The sequence below is a fragment of the Mycobacterium sp. ZZG genome (genome assembly GCF_054786995.1).
In genome coordinates, this window is record NZ_JBTBFV010000023.1 from 13,253 (window position 1) to 37,509 (window position 24,257).

Below are 24,257 nucleotides of genomic sequence, written 5' to 3' on the forward strand. Positions count from 1 at the left end.
GAAAAGTTCACAGCCCGACACCCAGGCAGCCCGTCGTCCCCGCGATCTTTCCCTCTCTCTCGGCGTTTGCTGGCGATTTCCGTCGATTCTGGCGGTGAATGCGGTGGTCAGCGTCCATCGTGGTTGATCGTCACAGGACGACGAGCGGAGACCTCGGACGGGCCACCGACACAGAGGCTCTGCTGTAGGCCAGTACGGCAGCAATTGCCAGGTCGATCTTGGCCGGTGAATCCTTGTCGGCCTTGGTGACGTAATCGCCCATGGGTGAGGGCTTGATCACGCAGTTGCTCACGTGGCGGGCCAGCCGGGGATCGCCGTCGTGGGTGATACGCCCGTCCATCACTCCGGTGTAGAACGCTGTGCACGCCGAGGCCATGCGAGCACGCGAGTACGTCGGCACTTCCACGACGCGATCAGGCCACGCCGCCGACCACTCGGCAATTTCACGTTGCCAGTACGGAGGATCGCAGGCCAATTCGCGTACGTTCCAGCGCATCATTGCCTCTGCCACAGTCTGATTCACGTCGTCGCGCGGCACGCGCCAATCCTTGCGACCGGGGTTCTCCCAGCATCCCACTACGAACAGGTGGCCCTCGTTGGTGCAGCCGACCAGGGCCGTGGAGTCACCGGAGTACGACCCATCGAAACCGAGCCACACCGGTACGCCGTCCGGTGGTTCAGCCAGCGGCACGGCCAAAGCATCCCACTTGCCGTAGGGCAACCAAGCCGTCTCCGTGGCTGTCCACTGCCCTAGCCGGTAGCGCCGGAATTCATGCTCTGGCAGACGAGAGAAATCGAACTCCAACGCGTCCATGAAACCGGGCCTGTCGTGGCAGGGATTCGCAATCTTCCAACTGTCCCGGTCATCAATCGGACTCGCCGGGTCGGCCTCATAGGTACGCCCGTACAGCGTCGGATCGCCCACGCGCACCGACTGGTAAAGCGAATGCGCCAAAGAGGTCAGGTTGTAACCGGGCGTGGTGATTCCGAACAACAGAGCATCGGGGCGTGCCGCGCCTGCCATCTGCATACCCGACCACACTTGGTCGTTCTTCTGTAGATGGATTTCATCGAAAATGACCAGGTGCGGATTGATCGACTGACTGGCGCTGAAATTGTTGGGTCGGGTCTCGATGAATGAGCCGGTCTCGGGAACCTCCAAGTGATCTTTGTAGATGTGGATTGAGTCGCGTAGGAATTCACTGCCGCCGATCAAGTCGCGTATTTCCCTGATCAGCGCCGAGTTCAGGTTGCGCTCGCTGTCGGCAATCGCATAGATGTGCCGCTGCGGTTTCATGCACGCCTCAGCGAGCGCCAGTTTCGCTGCCAGCCGGGTCTTGCCGTTCTTGCGGGCAACCTGGATGTACGCCACGCGCGGCCTGGTCGGTGCGGTGAGGTCGCGCAGTACGTCGCGCTGCCAGCCGTAGCACTTCTGTTTGGTGGCGTGTTCGATCCACGACACCGCACCCTTGCGACCCACGGGCGGCAACGGCTGCGGATTGCGCGTCTTCGGGCCTGCGGTCAACGCCATATCGGTGCGCCCCTTTCGTCAATTCCCCATTGTCATCTACCATTCTGATATGCGCCAATAGCTGCGCCGCACAACAGAATTCACGAAATGAATTGCACCCCCACTTTGCAAATCAATTCGGCCACAAATTCGACAAATGCATTACCGACTAGCGACAGGAAACGGAACGATGGCCTGGTGGCCGTGGAGCAACCGCCCCGCGTTCGACGCCGTTGAAACGCGCGCCGAGGTTGCCGTATCCATCGGTGACCCCGCCATCGCTGACATGCTCGGACTGGGCGCGCCCAACCTGGCGGGTATGAGCGTCGGTGAAACGTCGGTGCTGGGCCTGGCGAGTGTCTTCCGCGCGGTAAGCCTCATTGCAGGCAGCATCGCCAGCCTTCCGCTGCGAACCATCGTCACCAACGCCGATGGACACACCGACCGCACCGGCTCGTTTCTCGACACCCCGGCAGGACCGGGTAAAGACGTACAGACCGCCTACGAATTCAAAGAGACCCTGCTAGTCCACTTGCTGTTGCACGGCAACGCCTACCTCGGTCACGTCTACGGTGGGGCCGGTCAGATCGTCGGACTGTTGCCGATTCATCCGCTGGCCGTGACACCGGAAATTCATCCGGAGACCGGGTTGAAGTTCTTCACGGTGAGTTTGGCCGATGGAACACGGCGCGTCCTGTTCTCCGATCAACTGACCCACATTCCCGCGCTGTCCACGGACGGGATCAAGGGACTGTCGCCCATCGCGTGCGCGCGAAACGTCTTCGCTACGTCGATGGCCGGTGAAGCCGCCGCCGCGCGCATGTTCGGCAACGGCATGATGGTTTCGGGCATCATCACTCCCGAAGAGGACTTGACCGCAGATGAAGCCACCACGATCAAAAACGATCTGCGTCAACGCCTTCAGGGCACCAACAACGCCGGTGACATTGCCGTCATCAATCGCAAGCTGAAGTTTCAGCAATGGTCACTGTCGGCAGAAGATGCGCAGTTTCTCCAATCACGCGCGTTCCAAGTCGAAGAGGTCGCCCGGTGGTTCGGCCTACAGCCGATGCACTTGGGCCAGACCGACAAGCAAACCAGTTGGGGCACCGGCGTTCAGGAACAGAACCGAGGTCTCGCGCGGTACGTATTGGAACCGTGGACGACTCGCATTCAAGAGCGACTGTCACGACTGTTGACCGGCGCGAAGAAATGCGAGTTCGATTACGCCGCGTTCGTCCAGCCGGACGTAGAGACCGAAATCGGCCTGTTGATTTCTCAGGTTGACGCCGGATTGCTCACGATCAACGAGGCTCGCAAGATTCGCAACCTCCCACCGTTGCCTGGCGGGGATGCGATCGCCGATGACAGCGCCCACGCTACCGACGACGAAACCAGCACGGACACAACCGATTCAACCGATAATCCGACAGCCGGCCAAAATCAGGAGGTACCCGCCAATGGGTAACGCCACTACCGATTCGACACGGTTCGGCGTCGAACTGCGCGCTGAGGTCACCGGCAACAAGCTGGTCGGTCATGCCGCCGTGTTCGGCTCGTATGCACCGCTGCCGGGTCATCTGGAAGCGTTGGCGCGCAGTGCGTTCGATGCAGTCAGCAGAGACGCCGCTACCGACGTGCGATGCCTTTACGAGCACGACCGATCCAAGCTGCTCGGTCGGCAATCGTCGGGCACGCTGCGCTGGTCGGTCGACTCCGAAGGGCTGCCGTTCGAAGTGGACTTGCCCGACACCACCCACGGGCGCGACGTGCGCGAGCTTGCATTGCGCGGAGACCTGTCGGGCGCATCGTTCGGATTCGTCCCCGGTGCCGATGAGTGGAGCAACGTCGAGGGCCGACAGTTGCGCACCCATACATCCGTGGCGCGGCTGGTCGATCTGTCGGTGGTCGCCTTTCCCGCGTACGCCGGAACCTCGGTCATGCTGCGCTCGCTCGATGAAGCCAGTGCGCCAGTTGAATCGCAACGCTCGCAACTCATTCGAGCCCGCCACCGCGTGCTCACCAACCGATTAGCCCCACCCGAGAGGAAAACACCATGACCACCGCAACGCTGACCCGAAACGCCGCCCATCTGGCCGCACTGCGTGCCTGGCCGGTCCACGGTTCGGACGACGCCACCGCGACGACCGCCGCCGATGGAACGCCGCTGACCGTCGAGGACTTGATTGCCGCCCTGTCGGCCATCATCGACAACGCCGGGGATCGCCCGCTGACCGACGAGGAAGCGCAGCGATACGAACAGCTCGAAACGCAGCTCCGCAGTGCTCAGCGCAACGTCGAGATTCGATCCCGTCAGCAGGCGTACACCACCGCCGTGCCCGGTGGCCTGGCTGCCGTCGTGCACACCGGGGCCGTTCGCACCGACGACACACTAGAGCGTGCTTTCGACGCCTACGTTCGCACCGGCCACGAAAACGCCGACATGGTGGAGCTTCGCGCGCAGGCAACCTCGCCGGGTTCGGCTGGTGGGTTCCTGGTGCCCGAGACGATGCGCGCGAAGCTGGTCGAACGACTCAAGGCGTTCGGTGGGCTGGCGACCGCCGTGGAGGAAATCAACACGTCCACGGGTGAGCCGCTGCGCTGGCCGACGCTCGATGACACCGCCAACACGGGTGTCATCGCACCGGAGAACACCGCGCCGACCTCTGGCGGGGCAGACCTCGTTTTCGGTGAGAAGGTGCTCGGTGCGTTCAAGTACGTCGCGCCGGGTCTGAACAACCTGCCGCTACAGGTCTCGGTGGAACTGCTCCAAGATGCCGCGTTCGACGTTCAGGGGCTCGTTACCCGCAAGCTCGGTGAGCGCATCGGACGCCGCCAGGCCGTCGACTGGGTGACCGGCAACGGCACCACCGAACCGTTCGGCATCGACACCGGCATCACGGTGGCCGTCGATACGTTCGACGCGGCCACGCCAACATATGACGAACTGGTCGACGCGGTTCACCAGGTGGACCCGGCGTACCGAATGAACGCGGCATGGTCGTTCAGCGATGGCACGCTGGCTCAGATCGAGAAGTTGGTCGACGGCAACGGTCGCCCACTGCTCAACCCGGCTGCCGAGGGCATTTCCACCGGCCCGCACAACGTGACGCTGTTGGGCTACCCGGTCATCGTTGACAACGCGTGGCCGACCTACGCGGACGGCACCGCTGGCAAGTGGGGTGTTTTCGGTGACCTCCGCAGCGGCTACGTCATCCGGCGCGTGAAGGATTTGACGCTGATCGTCAACCCGTACAGCCGCGCCAATGAGGGCAAGGTCGAATACACCCTGTGGGCTCGCGCCGATGGCGTCCCGCAGGACACCGCCGCGTACCGCGTTCTCGCCAACGAGGTGGCGTAATCATGGCGCGCCGCACGATAGCCGAACTGGCACAACGGAAAGCCGATTTGATCGCTGAGCTTTCCGACGTGAACGACGAAATCCGCTCACGCGCGGGTGAAGTCGACCCGCCAGGCACCGAATCGCCCGACGATTCGGATAGCTACGTCACGGCCACCGATGCCGCCGCGCAGCGTGCCACCGACGAAGCGGCGCGAACGGTTCTCGACGCGCTGGCCGCTGCCAAGGGCGAGTAGTCCGATGCCGTGGGCACCCGCGTACGCCACGCCCGATGAACTGGCGCACTACATGGGCGAAGCCGTCGCCACCGACACCGCCGAATTGACGATGGCCGTCGACACGGCGTCACGGTCGGTGGATCGCGCGTGTGGTCGCAAGTTCGGGTTGCTCGATGAGCCGGTGGCACGGTACTACACCGCCGAATACGACCGCGCGCGCCGAGTGTGGGTGATCCCGACCGACGATTTCGCCACCACTGACGGTCTGACCGTCGAATATGTTGGTTCACAGTATGATTCGCTGATCACGGGTTACCTACCCGCGCCAGTTAACGCCGTGGTCGACGGCATGGTGTGGACTAGCCTAGTCATCGGTTCTGGCGCTGCCGTCGCGCCGAATTCGACAGAGAACGGCGTGCGAATCACGGCGAAATGGGGCTGGCCTACCGTCCCGCCAGCCGTCAAGCAAGCGACGCTGATTCAAGCCCACCGGCTCTATTCCCGTCGCGTTGCACCGTTCGGCCTGGCGGGTAATCCCGAGGTCGGCCAGGTGCGATTGCTCGACAGGCTCGACGTTGACCTAGTGACCAGCGTTCGACCGTATGCGCGCGTCTGGGGTGCGGTGTGATCCCTGCCGGGGTCCACGAATTGCTCGCCAGTCAGCCGCGTTTGGTTGCGCTGGGCGTCCCTGGTGATCGGATCAAGGAATTGCAGTCCACCGACGAAAGGCCTTTCAGTGACGGTCATTTCGTCATCGTCAACTTCGAGGAACAAAGCCTCATCCCGACGTTGAACCGTGGTCCGCGCGTCGTCACGCTGTGGGTGCATTCGTGCGACGACCGCAACCGCGATTACCGGCCAATCGACCGCATTTTGAGAGCGATTGACGACGTGTTTTCATCGGTTGAGCACTACACCGGATCGGACGGGGTTCGCGTCACCGGCTTTCGCCGCCAGGGGCGTTCGGGCAACTTGCGCGATCCCAGTTGGGAAACCATTGCCCGAACGGCGACGTTCGATGTGCTGTACGACGAAAGCGCGGTGTAACCGTGGCCGGTCGCCGTCGCGTTGGTTCGTCGGTCCTGCGGGGCCGTGGCCCTGGTGCTCGTCGTGGTCGCCGGAACTACGCCCGCGATGCCCGTGGCCGCTTCGCCGCCACCCCTGGCGGGTCAACCGAGGACGACGACAAGCGCCGCACGCGCCGCCGTACCGCAGCCGGGGTGACCGTGGCCGTGGGTGCGGTGGCCGCGAGCCAGGCGCATCCCGCCAGCCGCACGCGTACCGGAGTGCAGCGCCGCCGCATCGTGCGCCGACACGTCGCCAGGGCACGCGCCGATCACGCGCGCCACGTGAGCCGCCGCAACCGGGTGTTTCCCACCGAGGCCATCCGACCTACGCGGTTCAACGCCAAGGCTGCGCGCCGGGAAGGCCGCACGCTGACCAAGGGCTACCGAAAGCAAGTCAGATCGCAGCGGAAACGCGCTCGAAAGTCTCGGCGCTAGCCGACAGTCCAAGCAACAACGTCAGCGAGCCTGACCCGCACTACTTCGGTCGTCTCTTGTTCCCCTGGCATCGTCAGCGGTCGAACGATCAAATGCACGTACTCGGGATCGTCTTCGGGCTCAACGACGCCGGTATAGCCCGTTTCGGTCTCAAGTTCGTGCGTGATCCGACGTCCGAAGTCGTAAACCGAGGTCGTCCAACCGAACAACTTGCCCGAGGGCAAGTAGAGGTCAAGCGGCACCGATTCTTCGGCTGCATTCGTGTCCGCAACAAGCTGCTTTAGTACCGGGTCTGTCGCCATGGTTCAAAGCTTGCCAGTCAGCACCACGGGCGAACGTGCGACACGCTAGCCAGGTTTTTAGTCGGTCGGTCGTGCCGTCTTTTGATCGGTGGCCGGGTCGTTCAGTGCACCCGTCAGCAAAGTCCGCAGCTTGTCTCGCTGCTCAGGCCGCAACGGCGGCGCAGCGGCAATGGCCCGCTTGACGTAGGCGTCTAACGCAGCGGAATCAATCTCGGACACGCTGCCAACTGTACCGTGAAATTTCACGGATGCTATCGTTGTATTCGCAGGTCAAGGCCACGCCGCTGCATTCAGCGCGACATGCGCAAACAGAACGGTACTTCGGAGAACCTGTTTCACCACCTGCTGAAAACATTCTGGATCGGCGCCACCGGCTGGCGCGACCGACAACACCCCGACGGCACCATCATCTGGACCGCACCCACCGGCCACACCTACACCACCCACCCCGGCAGCCGGCTGCTCTACCCCATCCTGTGTCGGCCCACCGGCACGCTGTGGACCGGCGACCCACCCCAACCCACCCCCAACACCCACCGCGGCACCATGATGCCCCGACGGCGAAACACCCGCGCCCACAACCGAACCCGAGCCATCACCGCCGAACGCACACACAACCGCCGACTACGCAAATCACAAAGCCCACCCCACCGCACAGACCACCAGCCACCTAGCACTACGCCCTGGGCATCACCCACCCAATGGCACGAACCCGACTACGGCGACGACCCACCACCGTTCTGACCAAGTCGACCCGAATCCATCAGCAAGTGGTCGGATACATCACCGACCATCTCCACGTCGACGGTGCGGCCGGTGAAGTACCAGCCGTCCGCATCGCGAGCGAAGGTGTCGGCGTACCTCCCGACCACAATGGGCTGCAACACAACCGAGTCGGTGCGCTGGACGACACAGAACGTCGAGCGCCCCGTGGCCGTGTCACCGTCGATGTCGACGATCGGGTTGAGCACCAGGTGCCGGGTGCGCGGGGTGTTGCCGTGTTCGGGGAACCGGCGGGTGGTCGCGACGAACAGGCCGGCGATGGCATCGGCGCCGGCGACCCCCATGAAGTGGCCCCGCCCGAGTAGCGCTCCGACACCGTCGAAGTCACCGGCGTCGACCAACTCCGCATAGCGGTACAGCAGTTCGGTGATCGCAAGCTTGTCAGCCGCACTCACGCGACCTGCCCCTGCACCACCGGCAACCCCGGATCGCTGGCGGCATCGAGCGGCGACGGTGACGCCCCGGCCGCGATCAAATGCGCCGCGAACGACGCGATCATCGCCCCGTTGTCGGTGCACAACCTCGGCCGCGGAATCCGCAGCGTCATCCCGGCCTCTTCGCACCGCTGCGACGCCAACTCGCGCAGCCGCGAGTTCGCCGCCACTCCCCCAGCGATCAACAGCGTCGACACTCCGAGGTCTTTCGCCGCGCGCACCGCTTTGGCGGTCAGCACGTCGGCAACGGCCTCTTGGAACCCGGCCGCGATATCGGCCTGCGAAGACTCCGGATGACGCTCCACATACCGCGCCACCGCGGTTTTGAGACCCGAGAAGCTGAACGCGTACGGGTCGTCCCGCGGTCCTGTCATGCCCCGCGGGAAGGTGATCGCGGCCGGATCGCCCTCGCGGGCAAGCTCATCGAGCACCCGCCCACCCGGGTATCCCAGACCGAGCAGCCGGGCGATCTTGTCGTACGCCTCGCCCGCGGCATCGTCGACCGTGGAACCCAGCTCGATGATCGGCTCCCCCAGCGACCGCACGTGCAGCAGATTCGTATGCCCGCCCGACACCAACAGACCGATGCTCTCCGGCAGCGGGCCGTGGTCGTACACGTCGGCGGCCAGGTGCCCGCCCAGGTGATTCACCGCGTAGAACGGCACCTGCCACGCCGCCGCGTACGCCTTGGCCGCAGCGACACCGACCAGCAGCGCCCCTGCCAGACCCGGGCCGATGGTCGCCGCCACGACGTCGGGTCTGCTCACCCCGGCCGCCGCCAGCGCACGCCGCATCGTCGGCCCCAGCGCCTCCAGATGCGCGCGGGACGCGATCTCCGGAACCACCCCGCCGAACCGGGCGTGCTCGTCGACGCTGGAGGCCACCTCGTCGGCCAGCAGCGTCACCGTCCCGTCGTCGCCGAGTTCAGCGATACCGACACCGGTCTCGTCGCAGGAACTCTCGATGGCCAGAATGATCATCGCCGCTCCCTTTTCATCGTGTAGGCGTCTGCACCACTGACCCGGTAGTAGCGCTTGCGCACCCCGATCTTGACGAATCCTTCGCTCTCGTACAGCGCGATCGCCGCGTCGTTGTCGGTACGGACTTCGAGGAAGATCGTTCCGCCTTCGGCATGTTCGATCAGCCGGGTGACCATGTTCCGGCCGATGCCCTGACCCTGATACGCCGGGTCGACACCCACGGTGTGAATCTCGTACTCATACGGCTTGAACCGGCCCAGCCGGGCGATCCCGGCATATCCGACCACCTTGTCGTCCACCCGAGCTGCGACGTAGTAGTTGTGCTTGGCGGCCAGCTCCGCCAGGAAGGTGCGCTCGGGCCACGGGTCGTCGCCGTCGAACAGTTGCGCCTCCAATTCGGCACACCGCATGGCGTCACCCGGGGTCAGCAGGCCGTACTCGACGTTCACCGCACCACCGCCCGCGACGGCTTGGCATCGGGCCTGCGCAGGTACAGCGGCACCAGCGGTTCCGGATCGGACACCCAATCCGTCACCGCCGCAACGAGTCCCGCTGCGGTGGGATAGACCGGAGCGAGCCGCGGAAGGTCGAACAGCTCGACATGCTCCGGTGACCCGGCCACCGCCTCGGCACCTGGAGGTACGTCCACCGCCGCGTTCACCGCCGGTCCGTCGACCCGTCGGCCGTCCCGGTAACGCGCCCAGTACACCTCGCGACGCCTGGCGTCGGTGACCACCAGGACATCTCCGGCCGTTCCCACCGCGATCGCGTCCAGGCTGCACACTCCGCGCACCGGGACGCCGAGCGCATGCCCGAACGCCGCCGCCGTGGCCATCCCGACCCTCAGCCCGGTGAACGGGCCGGGTCCGCACCCCACCACCACGGCGTCGAGCCGGTCTACGGTGATCCCCGCACGACTGAGCGCCTCAACAGTATTGGGGGTCAGACGTTCGGCGTGCGCGCGGTTATCGACCGTGACCTGCTCGGCGAGCACCTGCACCGCGTCACCGTTCATCCGCACCACGCCCGCAGTCACCGCCGGGGTGGCCGTGTCGATGGCCAGGACCAGCCTGCTCACGGCCTGCTCCACTGCCAGATCGCGGTGCGCGCATCGGTGTCGGGGGCGCGCTCCAGCCGGATGTCGAGGTGGCTGTCCGACAGCCGTTCGGCCAGCCCCTCACCCCACTCGACCACTACGACGGCGTCGTCGAGATCGGTGTCGAGGTCCAGTGAGTCCAATTCGGCGAGCAGGTCCACCGACTCCTGGTCGAGCAGCCGGTACAGGTCGACGTGCACCATCGCCGGCGCTCCTTCCCGGCGGGGCCGGTGCACCCGAGCCAGTACGAAGGTCGGCGAGATCACCGGGCCCTCCACATCCAGGGCCTGCGCGATGCCCTTGGCCAGCACCGTCTTTCCGGCGCCCAAGGGGCCGGACAGCACCACCACGTCACCGGCATGCAGCCCACGGCCCAGCCTGGCGCCCAGCGCCATCGTCTCCTCGACGTTGAGCAACTCCATGTTGCCCGAACGATCATCCATCAGACCGCATCCGCTCCTTCACCCGCCGGGTCAACGCCACCAGCTTCGACGGCGTGGCCCGTTCCACCAGCCGTACCAACGCCTCGTTGATGACTTCCGGGCGCTCCAGCTGAACCAAATGCCCTGCGCCGCCTACGATCACAAGTTCCGATCGCTGCAACTTGTGCGCCATCTCCCTGGAGTACTCGACCGGTGTGAGCAGATCCCGGTCGCCACAGGCGATCAACGTCTGCACCTTGTTCAACGTCTGCAGGGCGGCCGTCTCGTCGTGCACCTCGAGCGCGTGCAGGAACTCCACCAGTGTGGTGATCGAAGTGTCGTGCATCATCCGCTCGGAGAACGACACCACACTCGGGCTGATCTTCTCGTCGCCGTACGACGCGGCCCGCAGAATCGGACCGATCACCGAGCGTGCGGCTCCGCGGCTGCGGTGCATCAGCTTCGGCGCGTACCTCGCCGCGAACCGCACCGCCTCCAACGCCGGGTTCTTCAGGATCTCACCGACCGGGGAGCGTGAAACACCTTCGGCAGCAGAGGAAATCAACGCCACGCCGACCACGCGAGTGGGATAGCGCTGCGGATACTGCCGGGCGTGTGAGAGGACCGTCATGCCGCCCATCGAATGCCCCACCAGCACCACGGGACCCTTCGGCGCCATCACCGCCAGCACGCTCTCCAGATCCTGGCCGAGCTGCTCGACGGTGTAGGTGTCCGGCGGCGCCTCACCGGACCGGCCGTGGCCGCGCTGATCGTAGAACACCATCCGGACCTGGGGTCCCCATAGCTCGCTCAGGCGAGCCCGCTGGAAATGGAACGATCCCATCCGCAGGCAGAAGCCGTGCGCGAACACCACGGTCAGCGGCGCGTCCACCGGCCCCACTTCGCGGACCGTCAGCGGGACGCCGTCAGGGGTCGTCACCACACAGCCCCGGTCGGCGTCGAGAAGCTCGAAATCCTCGTCACGGTGCGGGTCCTCGTCGGTCACCCGGCGGCGCAGCGACTGCGCCACCGACACACCCGCGGCGGAGCCGACGGCGGCCATCCCCGCCGCCCCGGCCAGCCAGCCCGCGCCGCGGATCATTGCAGACCACCGCGGTAGGACCGTACGAACCGTCCTCGCGGGCTCGTCACCACCTCGTAATTGATGGTGCCCAGCAGTTCGGCCCAGTCCTGCGCCGTCGGCTCGCCGTCGGTGCCCGGGCCGAACAGAATCGCGTCGTCCCCCTCGGCGACCGGCACCGGACCGGGCCCCAGATCCACCACGAACTGGTCCATGCAGATCCGTCCCACGTTCGGATACCGGCGGCCGTTGATCGACACCTCGAAGCGGTTGCTCAGCGCGCGGTACACCCCGTCGGCATAGCCGGCCGGGATCAACGCCAGCGTGGTGTCCACCGGCGCGGTCCAGGTGTGCCCGTAGGACACGGCGTCGCCCGCACGCACCTGCCGCAGCTTCGCCACCGGGCAGCGCACCGTCATCGCCGGCCGCAAGCCCATGTCGCCCCGCTCGGGTATCGGCGTCTGCCCGTACACCGCGATCCCGGGCCGCACCATGTCGAATGCCAGGTCCGGACGGGTCAGCGCGGCAGGCGAATTCGCCAGGTGCACCACCTCGTAGGTGACTCCGCTGGACCGCGCCGTCACGGCCATGTCGGTCAGTCGGCGCGCCTGGACATCGTTGAAGGGGTGCTCCGGCGTGTCACCGTGGGCCAGATGCGACATCAGCCCGCGCACCCGCACCGCGCCATCGCTGCGCGCCCGGCGCAGGGTGTCGACGACCGCCGGATACTCGGCCTCGCTCACTCCGTTGCGGCACAGCCCGGTGTCGGCCTTGACGGACACGTTCGCGGTAACCCCGGTGCGCGCGGCGGCATCGAGGACGTCGCCGAGCTGGCGCTGCGACGACACGGCCACGTCGACGTCGGCCAGCAGCGCCGGCGCGAAATCGGTGCCCGGCGGGTGCAGCCAGGACAGCACCCGGGCGGTGACGCCGTCAACGCGCAGCGCCAGCGCCTCGGCCAGCGTCGCGACCCCGAGCTCGGCGGCCCCGGCCGCCAGCGCGGCACGCGCCACACGGGTGGCGCCGTGACCGTAGCCGTCGGCCTTCACGACGGCCATCACCGCAGCGGAACCTGCATGTTCGCGCAGCACAGCGACGTTGTGGGCGATCGCATCGAGGTCGACGGACGCGGTGGGCACTGCCCGGGGGATGTTCATGGTCATGGTCACCGCCTGCGATTGTCCCAGGCGGGCGTTCAGTGGGCGAAATGCTCCTCGTCGGCGAAGCCGCCGACGCCCACCTTGTCGAGCTTGCCGAGCACCTCGACCAGGTCGTCGCGCAGCGCCCGGGCCAGGTTCGCCGAGAAGCCCTCCCGCACCACGATCCGCAGCACCGCGACGTCGGTGGCCTTGTCGGGCATCGTGTAGGCCGGAACCTGCCAGCCGTAACCGCGGAGCAGCGACGAGATGTCGAAGACCGTGTATCGGGTGCCTTCCACCAGCTTGAACGCCACCACCGGAATCGCCGAGCCGTCCGAGATCACCTCGAAGACCGCTAAGTTGTCCGGCCCGGTCATCGCGGCCAGCTCATGGGCCAGCCACTGCGCGGTCTCGGACAGCGTCCTCATCACCGTGACGTAGCCCTCACGCCCCAGCCGCAGGAAGTTGTAGTACTGGCCGACCACCTGGTTGCCAGGCCGGGAGAAGTTCAGCGTGAACGTCGGCATGTCGCCGCCGAGGTAGTTGACCCGGAACACCAGGTCTTCGGGCAGGTGGTCGGCGTTGCGCCAGACCACGAAGCCGATGCCGGGATAGGTCAGGCCGTACTTGTGGCCGCTGACATTGATCGACACGACTCTGGGCAGGCGGAAGTCCCACACCACGTCGGGGTGCAGGAACGGCACCACGAAACCGCCGCTGGCCGCGTCCACGTGCACCGGCACGTCGGGGCCGCCGCCGCCGGCCAGCTTGTCCAGCGCCGCGCAGATCTCACCGACCGGCTCCAGCTCCCCGGTGAACGTGGTGCCCAGGATCGCGACCACTCCGATGGTGTCCTCATCGACGGCGTCGACCACTTGCTCGGGAGTGATCACGTAGCGTCCCTCCTCCATCGGCAGATAGCGAGCCTCGACGTCGAAGTAGCGGCAGAACTTCTCCCACACCACCTGCACGTTGGAGCCCATCACCAGATTCGGGGTGCGCCCCTTCCAGCCGTCGCCGTTCGCGCCGGCGAACTTGTCGCGCCACCGCCACTTCATCGCCAGGCCGGCCAACATCACCGCCTCGCTGGATCCGATGGTCGACACCCCGACCGCCGTCGACGGGTCGTCGTCGCGCAGGTTCTCGGCGTGGAACAGGTCGGCGACCATGCACACGCAGCGCTGCTCGATCGCGGCGGTGACCGGGTACTCGTCCTTGTCGATCATGTTCTTGTCGAACGTCTCCGACATCAGCCGGCCCGCTTCGGGATCCATCCAGGTGGTGACGAACGTCGCGAGGTTGAGGCGGGAACTACCGTCGAGCATGAGCTCGTCGTGGATGTAGCGGTAGGTCAGCTCGGGTTCCATCGACTCGTCGGGCAGGCGAAGCGCCGGGATGGGGTTGGTGGACATCCGTCCGGTGTAGGCGGGGGTCAGCGACGAGTGACGGGATACGTTGGGCATGGGCTCCTTTTTAGAGGATCGAGCCCAACGCCGTCCGCAGATGCGCCAGGATGCGTGACGCCGATGTCGGGGCGGCCGCCGGCCCGGGGTCACGGGCGGACAGGTCGGCGGCCCGGGCGTGGACGAATGCCGCGGCGGCCGCCGCCTCGTCGGGGGCCAGCCCCGCTGCCAGCAGCGCACCGATCACGCCGGACAGCACGTCCCCCGAGCCGGCGGTCGCCGCCCACGAGTTGCCTGCGGCGTTGAGGTGCACCGGCCCGCCGGGCGCCGCGACGATCGTGACGTTGCCCTTGAGCAGCACCGTGACGCCGAGCCGGTCGGCGAGCCTGCGGGTGTCGGCGATCCTGTCGGCGCCGGGCGGCGCCCCGGCCAGCCGGGCGAACTCTCCGGCGTGCGGGGTGAGCACGGTCGGGGCGGAGCGGCCCTCGATCAGCTCCGGGTGAGCGGACAGGATCGTCAGGCCGTCGGCGTCGACGATCACGGGCAGGTCGGTCTCCAGAGCGAATACCAGTGCGGCGGCGGCGGTCTCGTCGGTGCCGAGGCCTGGGCCCACGGCCCACGCCTGAACCCGGCCCGCGCTCGCGTAGCCCGGGGTGGCGATGACCTCAGGCCAGTGCGAGACCACCTCGGCGGCTGCCGTTCCCGCGTAGCGGACCATCCCGGATGTGGCGGCGACGGCGGCACCCGTGCACAGAATGGCAGCGCCGGGGTAGGTCTGCGAGCCGGCCATCACGCCGGTGACGCCCTGGGTGTACTTGTCGTCGGTCGGGCCGGGCACCGGCCAGCGGGCGGCCACATCCTCGGCGTCGAACGCGCGCAGGTCGGTCGGTGGCAGGTCGAGCCCGATGTCGACGAGCTCGACCCTGCCGCAGTCGCCCAGTACGTGAACGGGTTTGAGACCACCGAAGGTGACCGTGAGCGCGGGCCGCACGTGCGGACCGTCGGCGACACCGGTGTGCACGTCGACACCGCTGGGCACGTCGACGGCGACGACGGGGATGCCGGCCCGGGTGACGGCGTCGAACACCTCGGCCGCCTCGGGGCGCAACGGCCCCGACCCGGAGATTCCGACCACCCCGTCGATGACCAGATCCGTTGAGGGCATTACACTTTCGACGACGCGCCCGCCGGCGCGCAGGAACGCGTGGAGGGCTTTGCGGTGCGCCCGTTGCGGGTTGAGCAACAGCGCCGCGGCACCCGCGCCGCGCCGGCGCAGGAACGTCGCCGCCCACAGGGCGTCTCCTCCGTTGTCTCCGGAACCGACCACCGCGCACACCGTCTTGCCTGCGACCGTGCCCAGCTCGCGGGCGATCGCGGTGGCCAGTCCGAACGCCGCCCTGCGCATCAACGCGCCTTCGGGCAGCGCGGCGAGCAACGGCGCTTCGGCCTCACGGATGGCGTCGGCGCTGTAGAAGTAGCGCATGGCGCCTACGGTACGTGGATAGGCTGAGCTCAGCGCTGCCGGCCGCGCAGCGCGTCTTCGACCGTCGGGTACAGGTCGATGACCGTGTCGATCCGCATCAAGTGCAGGGGACGGCTGGTCGCGGGCCCCTCGGCGACGACGCGCAGGGAGATGTTCGCGCGTTCGGTGAGCCGGTGGGTCTCGACAAGCACGCTGATGCCGGCCGACGACAGAAACCCGACGTCGGTGATGTCGACGATCAGGACCGCCGGCGAGTCCGCTAGTGCCACGTCCAGATGCGTGACCAAGGTGGGTGCGGTGAGGACGTCGAGATCGCCCGCCACGTGCAACACCAGCAGGTCGCCGTCGCGGCGCGGTGTGACAGTGAACCTGCCCCTGTACGTCTGACCAGATGAAGTCATTGCCGTCCCCCGGCTTCTAGAAATACATGCGTGCACAGCCATGCCGACGGTTAGCGTGGTTCTGACGGCCCCGCGGCGGCCACCGCTGCTGTTCAACGGCTCATTAAGAGGTGTATCGCCGAAACAGCGCCGCGTGTTACTACTCGACGGTGACCGACTTCGCCAGGTTTCGCGGCTTGTCCACGTCGTAACCGCGGGCCTGGGCCACCCCGGCCGAGAACAGCTGCATCGGGATGGTCGACAACAGAGGCTGGAAAAGCGTTGACACCGCCGGAATCTCGATCAGGTGATCCGCGTAGGGTTGCACCGCCTCGTCGCCCTCCTCGGCGATCACGATGGTGACGGCGCCGCGGGCCTGGATCTCGCGGATGTTCGACAGCAGCTTGGAGTGCAGCGTGGCCGCGTTCTTCGGCGACGGCATCACGACGATGACCGGCAGATCGTCCTCGATCAGCGCGATCGGACCGTGTTTGAGTTCACCGGCGGCGAAGCCCTCGGCGTGCATGTACGCCAGTTCCTTGAGCTTGAGCGCGCCCTCGAGCGCCACCGGATAGCCCACGTGGCGGCCCAGGAACAGCACCGTCTGCGAGGCGGCGAACTGCTTGGCCAGTTGCACCACCGGTTCGGCGGTGTCCAGCACCCGCGAGATCAGCTCGGGCATGGCCTCCAGATCGTGGTACTCGCGCGCCACCTCGTCGGGGTACTTGGTGCCACGGGCCTGCGCAAGCGCAAGTCCGACAAGGTAATTCGCGGTGATCTGGGCCAGGAACGTCTTGGTCGACGCCACCCCGATCTCCGGCCCGGCGCGGGTGTAGAGCACCGCGTCGCACTCGCGGGGAATCTGGCTGCCGTTGGTGTTGCAGATGGCCAGCACCTTGGCCTTCTGCTCCTTGGCGTGCCGGACCGCCTCCAGGGTGTCGGCGGTCTCGCCCGACTGCGAGATCGCGACGACGAGGGTGTGGCTGTCCAGAACCGGGTCGCGGTACCGGAACTCGCTGGCCAGCTCGACCTCCACCGGGAGCCGGGTCCAGTGCTCGATCGCGTACTTGGCCAACAACCCGGAGTGGTAGGCGGTGCCGCAGGCCACCACGAAGACCTTGTCGACGTCGCGCAGCTCCTGGTCGGAGAGTCGCTGCTCGTCGAGCACGATCCGGTTGTCGGCGAAGTGGCCGAGCAGCGTGTCGGAGACCGCGGCGGGCTGCTCGGCGATCTCCTTGAGCATGAAGTACTCGTAGCCGCCCTTCTCGGCGGCCGAGGTGTCCCAGTCGATGTGGAACTCGCGGTAGTCCTGGGTGTCGGCCCCGTGGAAGTCGGTGATCCGGTAGCCGTCCGCGGTGACGACGACGGCCTGGTCCTGACCCAGCTCCACCGCGTCTCGGGTGTGCTCGATGAACGCCGCGACGTCCGAGCCGACGAACATCTCGCCGTCGCCGACGCCGAGCACCAGCGGTGTCGAGCGACGCGCGGCCACGATGGTGCCGGGATCGTCGGCGTGGGCGAACACCAGCGTGAAATGGCCTTCCAGGCGGCGCAGCACCGCCAGCACTGACGCGGGGAAGTCTCCGGCCGTCTCACCGTGCACATATTCGCGGGCGACCAGGTGGACGGCGACCTCGGTGTCGGTGTCGCTGGCGAACTCGACGCCGGCGGCTTCGAGCTCGGCGCGCAGCGGCGCGAAGTTCTCGATGATGCCGTTGTGGACGACGGCGACCTTGCCGGACGCGTCGCGGTGCGGGTGGGCGTTGCGGTCGGTGGGCCTGCCGTGGGTGGCCCACCGCGTGTGACCGAGCCCGGTCGCGCCGACCAGGTGGTCGGCTCCACTCTCGGTGAGGGCGGCCTCCAGATTGGCCAGCCGGCCCGCCTTTCGGCGCACGGTGAGTCCGCCCTTTCCGTCGAGCAGCGCGACGCCGGCGGAGTCGTAGCCCCGGTACTCCATGCGGCGTAGCGCGTCGACGACGATGTCGCAGGCAGGGCGCTGCCCGACATAGCCGACGATTCCGCACATAGCCCACCAGGGTACGGCAGAAGACGCCCCGGGCCGGTTGGGCTACGGTCATCGGGTGGCCAGCACGAAGAAGCTCTTTGCCGCGTTGACTCGCCGTGGACCGCACCGGGTTTTGCGCGGTGACCTGGCCTTTGCCGGCCAACCGGGCGTCGTGTACACCCCGGCGGAGGGCAAGAATCTGCCCGGCGTGGCGTTCGCCCACGATTGGATCACATCGGCCGACCGCTACCACGGAACCTTGGAGCACCTGGCTTCCTGGGGAATCGTGGCCGCGGCCCCCAACACCGAGACCGGCCTGGCGCCGTCGGTGCTCAATCTCGCCTACGACCTCGGCACGACGCTCGACATCATCACCGGCGTGCGCCTCGGTCCGGGTGAGATCAGCGTGCACCCGAACAAGCTGGGCGTCGTCGGGCACGGGTTCGGGGCGTCGGCGGCGGTGTTCGCGGCGGCGGGTCTTCCGGTCAAGCCGCAGGGAGTGGTCGCGGCGTATCCGACGGTGTCCAGCCCTCCGGCCGAAGCGCCGGCCGCGGGGTTGACGGTTCCCGGCCTGATCCTGACCGATCCCGGCGACCCGATGACGCTGCGGTCCAACGCGGTGGAGATGGCCAGGGCGTGGAAGAGCGCGACGCTGCGAGCCACCTCCAACACCAAGTCCGGCGGTCTGGTCGAGGGCCGGCGACTGGCCACCGTGGTGGGACTACCGGGCGCCAACCGGGGCACACAGAAGATCGTGCGTGCGCTGATGACCGGTTTCCTGCTGCACACGCTGGCCGGCGACAAGACCTACCGCGATTTCGCCGACGCGCACGCCGAGCTGCCGAAGGCAACGGTGATGGATCCGTTCGCCGACGACCCGGTCGACTTGGAGAACAAGGTCGTCGCCCTCCTCAAACCCTGACCCCGGGCCGGAATTTCCCAACCAACCGGTTGGGTGCTATACCTGGTCCATGTCTCCTGCGATGCGGACCGGGATCTTCCTCAGCTATGCCGGCGGGTTTCTTGAAGCCGTCGACGAGGTCGTCGAATGCGAGAAGATCGGGGTCGACATCGCGCTGGTGGCCGAGGCGTACTCCTATGACGCGGTCAGCCAGCTGGGCTTCCTGGCCGCCAGGACCTCGCGGATCGAGCTCGGCACCGGCGTCGTGCCGATCTACACCCGTACCCCCGCGCTGATGGCGATGACGGCCGCGGGCATCGACTACGTCTCCGACGGCCGGTTCCGGCTCGGTCTCGGCACGTCGGGCCCGCAGGTGGTCGAGGCCTTCCACGGGGTGCCGTTCGACGCACCGCTGGGCCGCACCCGCGAGGTCGTCGAGATCTGCCGACAGGTGTGGCGGCGCGAGCGGCTGAGTTATGACGGCAAGCACTACCAGCTGCCACTGCCGGCAGACCGCGGCACCGGCCTCGGCAAACCGCTGAAGCTGATCAATCACCCTGTGCGCGAACGCATCCCGATCACCATCGCCGCCCTCGGGCCGAAGAACGTGGAGCTGACCGCCGAGATCGCCGAGGGCTGGCAGCCGGTGTTCTTCTACCCGGAGAAGGCCGACGAGGTGTGGGGCGACGCGCTGCGCGCGGGCGCGGCCCGCCGTGACCAAAAGCTGGGTCCGCTGGATGTGATGGTCAGCGCCAGCCTGGCGATCGGCGACGATGTCGATGACCGATTGGCTTGGGCCAAGCCACAATTGGCGCTCTATATCGGCGGCATGGGCGCCCGGGGTAAGAACTTCTATCACAACCTCGCGACCCGGTACGGCTTCGGCGAGGTAGCCGACCACATCCAGGACCTCTACCTGGCGGGCAAGAAGGCCGAGGCCATCGACGCGGTGCCCGACGAGCTGGTGCGCCAGGTGTCGCTGGTCGGCCCGGCCGGGTTCGTCAAGGAGCGGCTGGCCGCCTACGCCGAAGCCGGTGTCACGACGATGCTGGTCCACCCGCTCTCCGGCGACCGGCGCGAGACCATGAAGTTCGTCGAGGAACTGCAGAACCTGCTGCCCTGACTCACGCCTGGATGCCGCCGGTCAGAATGGCGGCAAGCTCACGGTAGGCGTCGGCGTCGTCGAGTCCAGTGTTGTCCCGCACCACGCGCTGCTGGATGCGCACCATCACCGTGGCCACCAGATCGGCCGCGAACGCCGCATGGACGTCCCGGAACTCCCCGGCGGCGACACCGTCGGCGATCAACTCCTGGACCCGGCGCGCGGCGATGCGAGTGTTCTTCTCGTAGATGGTGCGGGCGGGCGGGAACGCATCCAGATCCGACATGAACTGATCTGATGCCGGGTCGAGGGCTGCGCCCACCGCGCTCAGATAGGCCGCGATGCGATCCCGGGCCCCGGCGACGGCGACCACCGTGGCTTCGACCGATTCGGTCGCCGTCCGGAAGAAATGCACCGTGGCCGCCTGGACGAGCTGTTCCTTGCTGCCGGCCAGCGTGTACAGCGTGGACTTCGAGCACCGCAGGCGCGCGGCGATCTCGTCCAGCGTCAGATGCGCGAAGCCCTCGGCCAGAAACAGCGCAGTGAGCGCGTCGAACAACTCGGTGCGGCGCGGGGTGGCGAACGCGGGCCTGGTCACCGAGCCGATAGTACTAGAAGCTGTCCTGTAGTACTGTCCTGCGTATGGCTGTCGAGCGTCTCCTGCCCACCGACGAAGCGCGAGAGCTCATCGACCTCGCCCGGCAGATCGCCGACAAGGTGCTCGACCCGATCGTCGATCAGCACGAGAAAGACGAGACCTACCCCGAAGGGGTGTTCGCGACGCTGGGTGAAGCGGGGCTACTGAGCTTGCCCTACCCCGAACAGTGGGGCGGTGGCGGCCAGCCCTACGAGGTGTATCTGCAGGTGCTCGAAGAGCTCGCCGCCAGATGGGCGGCGGTGGCCGTCGCGGTCAGCGTGCACAGTCTTTCCTGCCACCCGCTGATGAGCTTCGGCACCGACGAGCAGCGTCAGCGCTGGCTTCCCGAGATGCTGGGCGGATCGACGATCGGCGCCTACAGCCTGTCCGAACCGCAGGCCGGATCCGATGCCGCCGCGCTGGCCTGCAAGGCCGTCGCCGCCGACGGCGGTTACCGCATCAACGGCGCGAAGGCGTGGATCACCCACGGCGGTATCGCCGACTTCTACAATCTGTTCGCCCGCACCGGCGAAGGCCCGCAAGGCATCTCGTGCTTTCTGGTTCCCAGGGACACCGAAGGGCTGACCTTCGGGAGACCGGAGGAGAAGATGGGGTTGCACGCGGTGCCGACAACCGCCGCGCACTACGACAACGCGTTCATCGACGCACAGCGCCGTATCGGGGCCGAGGGCCAGGGTCTGCAGATCGCTTTCAGCGCGCTGGATTCCGGGCGGCTCGGCATCGCCGCGGTCGCGGTCGGGCTGGCCCAGGCCGCGCTCGACGAAGCGGTTGACTACAGCCAGCAGCGAACGACATTCGGCCGCAAGATCATCGATCATCAGGGTTTGGCGTTCCTGCTGGCCGACATGGCCGCCGCGGTCGATGCCGCACGGGCCACCTACTTGGACGCCGCGCGGCGTCGCGACGCGGGGCTGCCGTACTCACGGCACGCGTCGGTCGCCAAGCTCACCGCCACCGACGCGGCGATGAAGGTGACCACCGACGCCGTCCAGGTGCTCGGCGGCGCCGGCTACACCCGTGACTACCGGGTGGAGCGGTTCATGCGCGAAGCGAAGATCACGCAGATCTTCGAGGGCACCAACCAGATTCAGCGGTTGGTGATCAGTCGCCACCTGGCGCGCGGCTGACGGTGTCGCACACCGGCGGGCCCGCCTGTGGCCGCCGAGCGACTGCAAGTTCGCCGATCAGCGCGGCGACCACACCGAAGGCGAAATACAGCGGCACCAGGAAGGGCGCGACGCCGAACAGACCGTCCGACGCCGGGTGGTAGGCGAACACGTCCAGATGCACGAGCGCGATCTCCACGGCGGGGCCGATCACGGCGATGACGGTCCCGCAGGCCGCGCCCGGTCCGTCACCGAGTACACACCAGATGATGACCGCCGCCGCGCCGATCAGTGCGGTGACCGGGACGGTCGGGGCGGTGTGCACGAGCGCGGTGGTGACGTAGGCGCCCACGACCGCGGCGATGCCGGCGAGCGCCCGGCGGGCGGTGACGTCGGCCGGGGCGCGGGCAGGCGCAGCCGCAACTCGGCCAGCGACACCGTCGCCGCCCCGACCAGAACCGGAAACCACAGGGGACTGCTCCAGATGAACGGCACCGCGTCGGTGTAGTAGACGGTCGTCCCGGTCACGACATGGCTGTGATCGCCGATCAGCGCCGCCGTGGCGCCGAGCAGGAACAGCGCCACGGCCTCCGCGATACGCAATCTCACGCCGGGTGACGCTACCCCGCCGGCTCTCCGACTTGAGGCACTTCGCCGGCGGCGATCTCACACGGTGTCTGCTCCCCGGCGACCGGGGCGGCCGGGGGTAACGGTTCGGCCGGCGGTGGTGGTTCGGCGGGCGGGGGTGCCGGCACCGCGGTGGGCACCGCAGGCTCGCAGGGCTCATCCGGTTCCTCGGCGGGTTCAGGCGCGACGTCCGTGGCGCGCTGGGCGTCCGCCGCGACACCGTCCTGTGCGGCCTCCTCCTCTTTGTCCTCTTTCTCCTCTTTGTCCTCTTTCTCTTCGTCTTCCGCGGCCTGTTCGGGCTCGTCGAGCTCCGGTTCGTCGAGGTCGGGCGCGTCGAGGCCCGGTGGTTCGGGAGGGTCGGGGAGGTCCGGGAGGCCGCTCCCACCCAGCAGACCGCTCAGCGTGTCGGCGAACTGTCGGCCCACCCCGGACAATCCCCCGCCGACGTCGGGGAAGGCTCCAGCCCCCAACCCCGGCCCCGCGCCTGCCGGCGGCGTGACCGGCGGTGCCACGGGAGGAGTGAACGACGTTGCGGGCATTGGGGTTTCGGGCGCGGTCCATGCCGACGGCACGGTGGCCGGGCCGGGAGCCGGGACACCAGCGGGAGACCCGACGGCAGCGGCAGGTGCGGCAGGTGCGGCAGCAGCGGGAGCCGAGGAAGCGGGGACGGCGGCGGCGACCGGTGCGGCGGTCGGCTGCGGGCACCGAGCGTCCTCGTCGCAGCTCTCGGTGACCGACGAGGTCCACACCGGCCCCAGGTCGCCGGGGATGCCGAACACAGGCGGCATCCCAGCGCCGATCTCGGCCACCGAACGCTCGAAGGCGGCCGACACCGCCGCGACGGACTGTCGCATCGCCGACAGCCAGTCGGTCGCGACCGTGCCGGCGACGAAGGGCCTCACCGCCTGATCCACCAGCTCGCTGGCCGCGGCGCGGTCCCCGACACCGGTGGTCACCGTCGCAGCCGCCGCGAGCCACTCGGCGCGCGAGGCGGCGGCGCGTCCTTCGACGCCGGTGGCGGCGTCGGCCTTGTCCCCCACCGCCTGCCAGAGGTTCTCCCCCAACGCGGCCAACGTGTGCGCCGCGCTGCGCAGCGCCGCCACAGCGGCGGTCGACGCCTCGTCGTGGCGGCGCAGAAAATCGCCGGCGGCCTGGGCACCCGGACCGTGCCACGCCGCCGACAACTGTGTGAGCTGCCGTCCCTGGACGTCGGCGGCATCCTGGGCTGCGCGCGCCGAGTCCTCCAGCGCGGCGCAGTCGCGCCGCAGCACCATCAGATCCATTCCGTCTTCAGTGCTGTACCAGTCGGGCACCTGCGCCGGGTGCATCGTCAGGTCGGGGTGTTGATAACCGAGCTGGCGGCATGCCCACACGTAGTGCGCCACGGTGTCCACCGCGGCCCGCCCCTGGTCCAAACGCGTTGCGACATCCGGGTTCCCGGTCATAGCCGCTAGCCCAACCGCTCGGCGGCCCGCAGGTCGGCGGCCTGGTAGCGGTCCGCTGACGCACGCAGTGCCGCGGCGATCTCCTGCGCTGCTCGCGACCACTCGCGTAGCGTGGTCACGACGTCGGACAGCTTGTCGCGCAACGCATCACCGTGGGCGACGTGAGCGCGACCCGCCGTCGCTCCGTCGAACGCAAGACCGCTCAGGTGGTGGCGCACCGTTGAGTCGAGGATCGACGCCGCCGTCTCGTATTCGCGCGCGATCGCACGCACCGCCGCCGTGTCGACACGGGCCGCGCCTGAAGTTCCCATATGAGATT

At 67.5% G+C, this 24,257-nt stretch carries 29 protein-coding genes and 1 pseudogene; 11 read left to right on the forward strand and 19 right to left on the reverse strand.

Going from position 1 to position 24,257, the window contains the following annotated elements; all coding sequences use genetic code 11:
• Positions 1–130 precede the first annotated feature (130 nt).
• Positions 131–1,531, reverse strand: a complete 1,401-nt coding sequence (locus tag ACXMYJ_RS14720; protein ID WP_460357175.1) for a terminase large subunit domain-containing protein — start codon at positions 1,529–1,531, stop codon at positions 131–133.
• Positions 1,532–1,700: 169 nt separating this feature from the next.
• Here ACXMYJ_RS14720 and ACXMYJ_RS14725 point away from each other — a divergent pair, with 169 nt between their 5' ends.
• The 7 genes from ACXMYJ_RS14725 to ACXMYJ_RS14755 all read left to right on the forward strand — a co-directional run bounded on the left by ACXMYJ_RS14725 (position 1,701) and on the right by ACXMYJ_RS14755 (position 6,591).
• Complete coding sequence (locus tag ACXMYJ_RS14725; protein WP_460357177.1) at positions 1,701–2,978, forward strand: phage portal protein; 1,278 nt, start codon at positions 1,701–1,703, stop codon at positions 2,976–2,978.
• Positions 2,971–3,570 carry an HK97 family phage prohead protease gene (locus ACXMYJ_RS14730; RefSeq protein WP_460357180.1) on the forward strand — a complete coding sequence of 200 codons (600 nt, stop codon included), beginning with the start codon at positions 2,971–2,973 and terminating at the stop codon, positions 3,568–3,570. Before ACXMYJ_RS14725 ends, ACXMYJ_RS14730 begins: the two co-directional genes overlap by 8 nt.
• On the forward strand, positions 3,567–4,871 hold the full coding sequence (locus tag ACXMYJ_RS14735; protein WP_460357182.1) for a phage major capsid protein: 1,305 nt from the start codon (positions 3,567–3,569) through the stop codon (positions 4,869–4,871). The genes ACXMYJ_RS14730 and ACXMYJ_RS14735 overlap by 4 nt, the downstream gene beginning before the upstream one ends.
• Positions 4,872–4,873: 2 nt before the next feature.
• On the forward strand, positions 4,874–5,107 hold the full coding sequence (locus tag ACXMYJ_RS14740) for a hypothetical protein (RefSeq protein WP_460357185.1): 234 nt from the start codon (positions 4,874–4,876) through the stop codon (positions 5,105–5,107).
• Between the two features lie 52 nt (positions 5,108–5,159).
• Positions 5,160–5,717 (forward strand): hypothetical protein, encoded by a 558-nt coding sequence (locus tag ACXMYJ_RS14745; protein WP_460357188.1) that lies wholly within the window; start codon positions 5,160–5,162, stop codon positions 5,715–5,717.
• On the forward strand, positions 5,714–6,136 hold the full coding sequence (locus tag ACXMYJ_RS14750) for a hypothetical protein (RefSeq protein WP_460357191.1): 423 nt from the start codon (positions 5,714–5,716) through the stop codon (positions 6,134–6,136). The genes ACXMYJ_RS14745 and ACXMYJ_RS14750 overlap by 4 nt, the downstream gene beginning before the upstream one ends.
• A 173-nt stretch (positions 6,137–6,309) precedes the next feature.
• A complete protein-coding gene (locus ACXMYJ_RS14755; RefSeq protein ID WP_460357193.1) occupies positions 6,310–6,591 on the forward strand; it encodes a hypothetical protein in 282 nt (93 codons plus the stop codon).
• On the opposite strand, the gene ACXMYJ_RS14760 is transcribed toward ACXMYJ_RS14755, so the two are convergent.
• Positions 6,588–6,893: a hypothetical protein gene (locus tag ACXMYJ_RS14760; protein ID WP_460357196.1), complete on the reverse strand. Its 306-nt coding sequence runs from the start codon at positions 6,891–6,893 to the stop codon at positions 6,588–6,590. The genes ACXMYJ_RS14755 and ACXMYJ_RS14760 overlap by 4 nt on opposite strands.
• A gap of 57 nt (positions 6,894–6,950) precedes the next feature.
• Complete coding sequence (locus tag ACXMYJ_RS14765) at positions 6,951–7,112, reverse strand: hypothetical protein (RefSeq protein WP_460357199.1); 162 nt, start codon at positions 7,110–7,112, stop codon at positions 6,951–6,953.
• Between the two features lie 114 nt (positions 7,113–7,226).
• Between ACXMYJ_RS14765 and ACXMYJ_RS14770 the strand changes: the two are divergent.
• A pseudogene (locus ACXMYJ_RS14770) lies at positions 7,227–7,637 on the forward strand (HNH endonuclease signature motif containing protein); the annotation flags it as partial.
• On the opposite strand, the gene ACXMYJ_RS14775 reads toward ACXMYJ_RS14770, so the two are convergent.
• The 11 genes from ACXMYJ_RS14775 to glmS form a co-directional block, all read right to left on the reverse strand.
• Complete coding sequence (locus ACXMYJ_RS14775; RefSeq protein ID WP_260757471.1) at positions 7,610–8,071, reverse strand: nuclear transport factor 2 family protein; 462 nt, start codon at positions 8,069–8,071, stop codon at positions 7,610–7,612. The pseudogene ACXMYJ_RS14770 and the gene ACXMYJ_RS14775 overlap by 28 nt on opposite strands.
• Positions 8,068–9,090 carry a tRNA (adenosine(37)-N6)-threonylcarbamoyltransferase complex transferase subunit TsaD gene (gene tsaD / locus ACXMYJ_RS14780; protein WP_460357202.1) on the reverse strand — a complete coding sequence of 341 codons (1,023 nt, stop codon included), beginning with the start codon at positions 9,088–9,090 and terminating at the stop codon, positions 8,068–8,070. The genes ACXMYJ_RS14775 and tsaD overlap by 4 nt, the downstream gene beginning before the upstream one ends.
• Positions 9,087–9,539, reverse strand: a complete 453-nt coding sequence (rimI, locus tag ACXMYJ_RS14785; protein ID WP_260757469.1) for a ribosomal protein S18-alanine N-acetyltransferase — start codon at positions 9,537–9,539, stop codon at positions 9,087–9,089. The genes tsaD and rimI overlap by 4 nt, the downstream gene beginning before the upstream one ends.
• The gene (gene tsaB / locus ACXMYJ_RS14790) at positions 9,536–10,168 is read right to left on the reverse strand and encodes a tRNA (adenosine(37)-N6)-threonylcarbamoyltransferase complex dimerization subunit type 1 TsaB (protein WP_260757468.1); all 633 of its coding nucleotides are present in this window, start codon (positions 10,166–10,168) and stop codon (positions 9,536–9,538) included. The genes rimI and tsaB overlap by 4 nt, the downstream gene beginning before the upstream one ends.
• Positions 10,165–10,629 (reverse strand): tRNA (adenosine(37)-N6)-threonylcarbamoyltransferase complex ATPase subunit type 1 TsaE, encoded by a 465-nt coding sequence (gene tsaE / locus ACXMYJ_RS14795; RefSeq protein ID WP_260757467.1) that lies wholly within the window; start codon positions 10,627–10,629, stop codon positions 10,165–10,167. Before tsaE ends, tsaB begins: the two co-directional genes overlap by 4 nt.
• The gene (locus ACXMYJ_RS14800) at positions 10,622–11,710 is read right to left on the reverse strand and encodes an alpha/beta fold hydrolase (RefSeq protein WP_260757466.1); all 1,089 of its coding nucleotides are present in this window, start codon (positions 11,708–11,710) and stop codon (positions 10,622–10,624) included. Before ACXMYJ_RS14800 ends, tsaE begins: the two co-directional genes overlap by 8 nt.
• Positions 11,707–12,852, reverse strand: a complete 1,146-nt coding sequence (gene alr, locus ACXMYJ_RS14805; protein WP_460357277.1) for an alanine racemase — start codon at positions 12,850–12,852, stop codon at positions 11,707–11,709. Before alr ends, ACXMYJ_RS14800 begins: the two co-directional genes overlap by 4 nt.
• 32 nt (positions 12,853–12,884) lie before the next feature.
• The gene (locus tag ACXMYJ_RS14810; RefSeq protein ID WP_260757465.1) at positions 12,885–14,291 is read right to left on the reverse strand and encodes a glutamate decarboxylase; all 1,407 of its coding nucleotides are present in this window, start codon (positions 14,289–14,291) and stop codon (positions 12,885–12,887) included.
• 10 nt (positions 14,292–14,301) lie between these two features.
• Positions 14,302–15,714 (reverse strand): NAD(P)H-hydrate dehydratase, encoded by a 1,413-nt coding sequence (locus tag ACXMYJ_RS14815; protein ID WP_260757464.1) that lies wholly within the window; start codon positions 15,712–15,714, stop codon positions 14,302–14,304.
• Positions 15,715–15,743: 29 nt separating this feature from the next.
• Positions 15,744–16,115: an STAS domain-containing protein gene (locus ACXMYJ_RS14820; RefSeq protein WP_260757463.1), complete on the reverse strand. Its 372-nt coding sequence runs from the start codon at positions 16,113–16,115 to the stop codon at positions 15,744–15,746.
• A gap of 139 nt (positions 16,116–16,254) precedes the next feature.
• Entirely contained in the window at positions 16,255–18,120 is a 1,866-nt protein-coding gene (gene glmS, locus ACXMYJ_RS14825) for a glutamine--fructose-6-phosphate transaminase (isomerizing) (RefSeq protein WP_443188706.1), read from the reverse strand.
• Between the two features lie 55 nt (positions 18,121–18,175).
• Between glmS and ACXMYJ_RS14830 the strand changes: the two genes are divergently transcribed.
• Together ACXMYJ_RS14830 and ACXMYJ_RS14835 are read left to right on the forward strand one after the other, a co-directional pair.
• The gene (locus tag ACXMYJ_RS14830; RefSeq protein ID WP_443188705.1) at positions 18,176–19,021 is read left to right on the forward strand and encodes a dienelactone hydrolase family protein; all 846 of its coding nucleotides are present in this window, start codon (positions 18,176–18,178) and stop codon (positions 19,019–19,021) included.
• 61 nt (positions 19,022–19,082) lie between these two features.
• Positions 19,083–20,123, forward strand: coding sequence for an LLM class F420-dependent oxidoreductase (locus tag ACXMYJ_RS14835; protein ID WP_460357279.1), 1,041 nt, complete (start codon positions 19,083–19,085; stop codon positions 20,121–20,123).
• A gap of 1 nt (position 20,124) precedes the next feature.
• Here the strand turns inward: ACXMYJ_RS14835 and ACXMYJ_RS14840 are convergent, their stop codons facing one another.
• On the reverse strand, positions 20,125–20,709 hold the full coding sequence (locus ACXMYJ_RS14840) for a TetR/AcrR family transcriptional regulator (RefSeq protein WP_260757963.1): 585 nt from the start codon (positions 20,707–20,709) through the stop codon (positions 20,125–20,127).
• A 35-nt stretch (positions 20,710–20,744) separates the two neighbouring features.
• Between ACXMYJ_RS14840 and ACXMYJ_RS14845 the strand changes: the two genes are divergently transcribed.
• Positions 20,745–21,887, forward strand: a complete 1,143-nt coding sequence (locus tag ACXMYJ_RS14845; protein WP_260757459.1) for an acyl-CoA dehydrogenase family protein — start codon at positions 20,745–20,747, stop codon at positions 21,885–21,887.
• On the opposite strand, the gene ACXMYJ_RS14850 is transcribed toward ACXMYJ_RS14845, so the two are convergent.
• The 4 genes from ACXMYJ_RS14850 to ACXMYJ_RS14865 are packed head-to-tail and all read right to left on the reverse strand — an operon-like array spanning position 21,862 to position 24,249.
• Entirely contained in the window at positions 21,862–22,218 is a 357-nt protein-coding gene (locus ACXMYJ_RS14850; RefSeq protein WP_460357209.1) for a hypothetical protein, read from the reverse strand. The two genes, ACXMYJ_RS14845 and ACXMYJ_RS14850, sit on opposite strands and share 26 nt — an antisense overlap.
• On the reverse strand, positions 22,155–22,475 hold the full coding sequence (locus ACXMYJ_RS14855) for a hypothetical protein (RefSeq protein WP_460357212.1): 321 nt from the start codon (positions 22,473–22,475) through the stop codon (positions 22,155–22,157). Before ACXMYJ_RS14855 ends, ACXMYJ_RS14850 begins: the two co-directional genes overlap by 64 nt.
• Before the next feature lie 11 nt (positions 22,476–22,486).
• A complete protein-coding gene (locus ACXMYJ_RS14860) occupies positions 22,487–23,938 on the reverse strand; it encodes a hypothetical protein (RefSeq protein WP_260757457.1) in 1,452 nt (483 codons plus the stop codon).
• A 5-nt stretch (positions 23,939–23,943) separates the two neighbouring features.
• Positions 23,944–24,249 carry an ESX-1 secretion-associated protein gene (locus ACXMYJ_RS14865; protein WP_260757455.1) on the reverse strand — a complete coding sequence of 102 codons (306 nt, stop codon included), beginning with the start codon at positions 24,247–24,249 and terminating at the stop codon, positions 23,944–23,946.
• Positions 24,250–24,257: the final 8 nt, after the last annotated feature.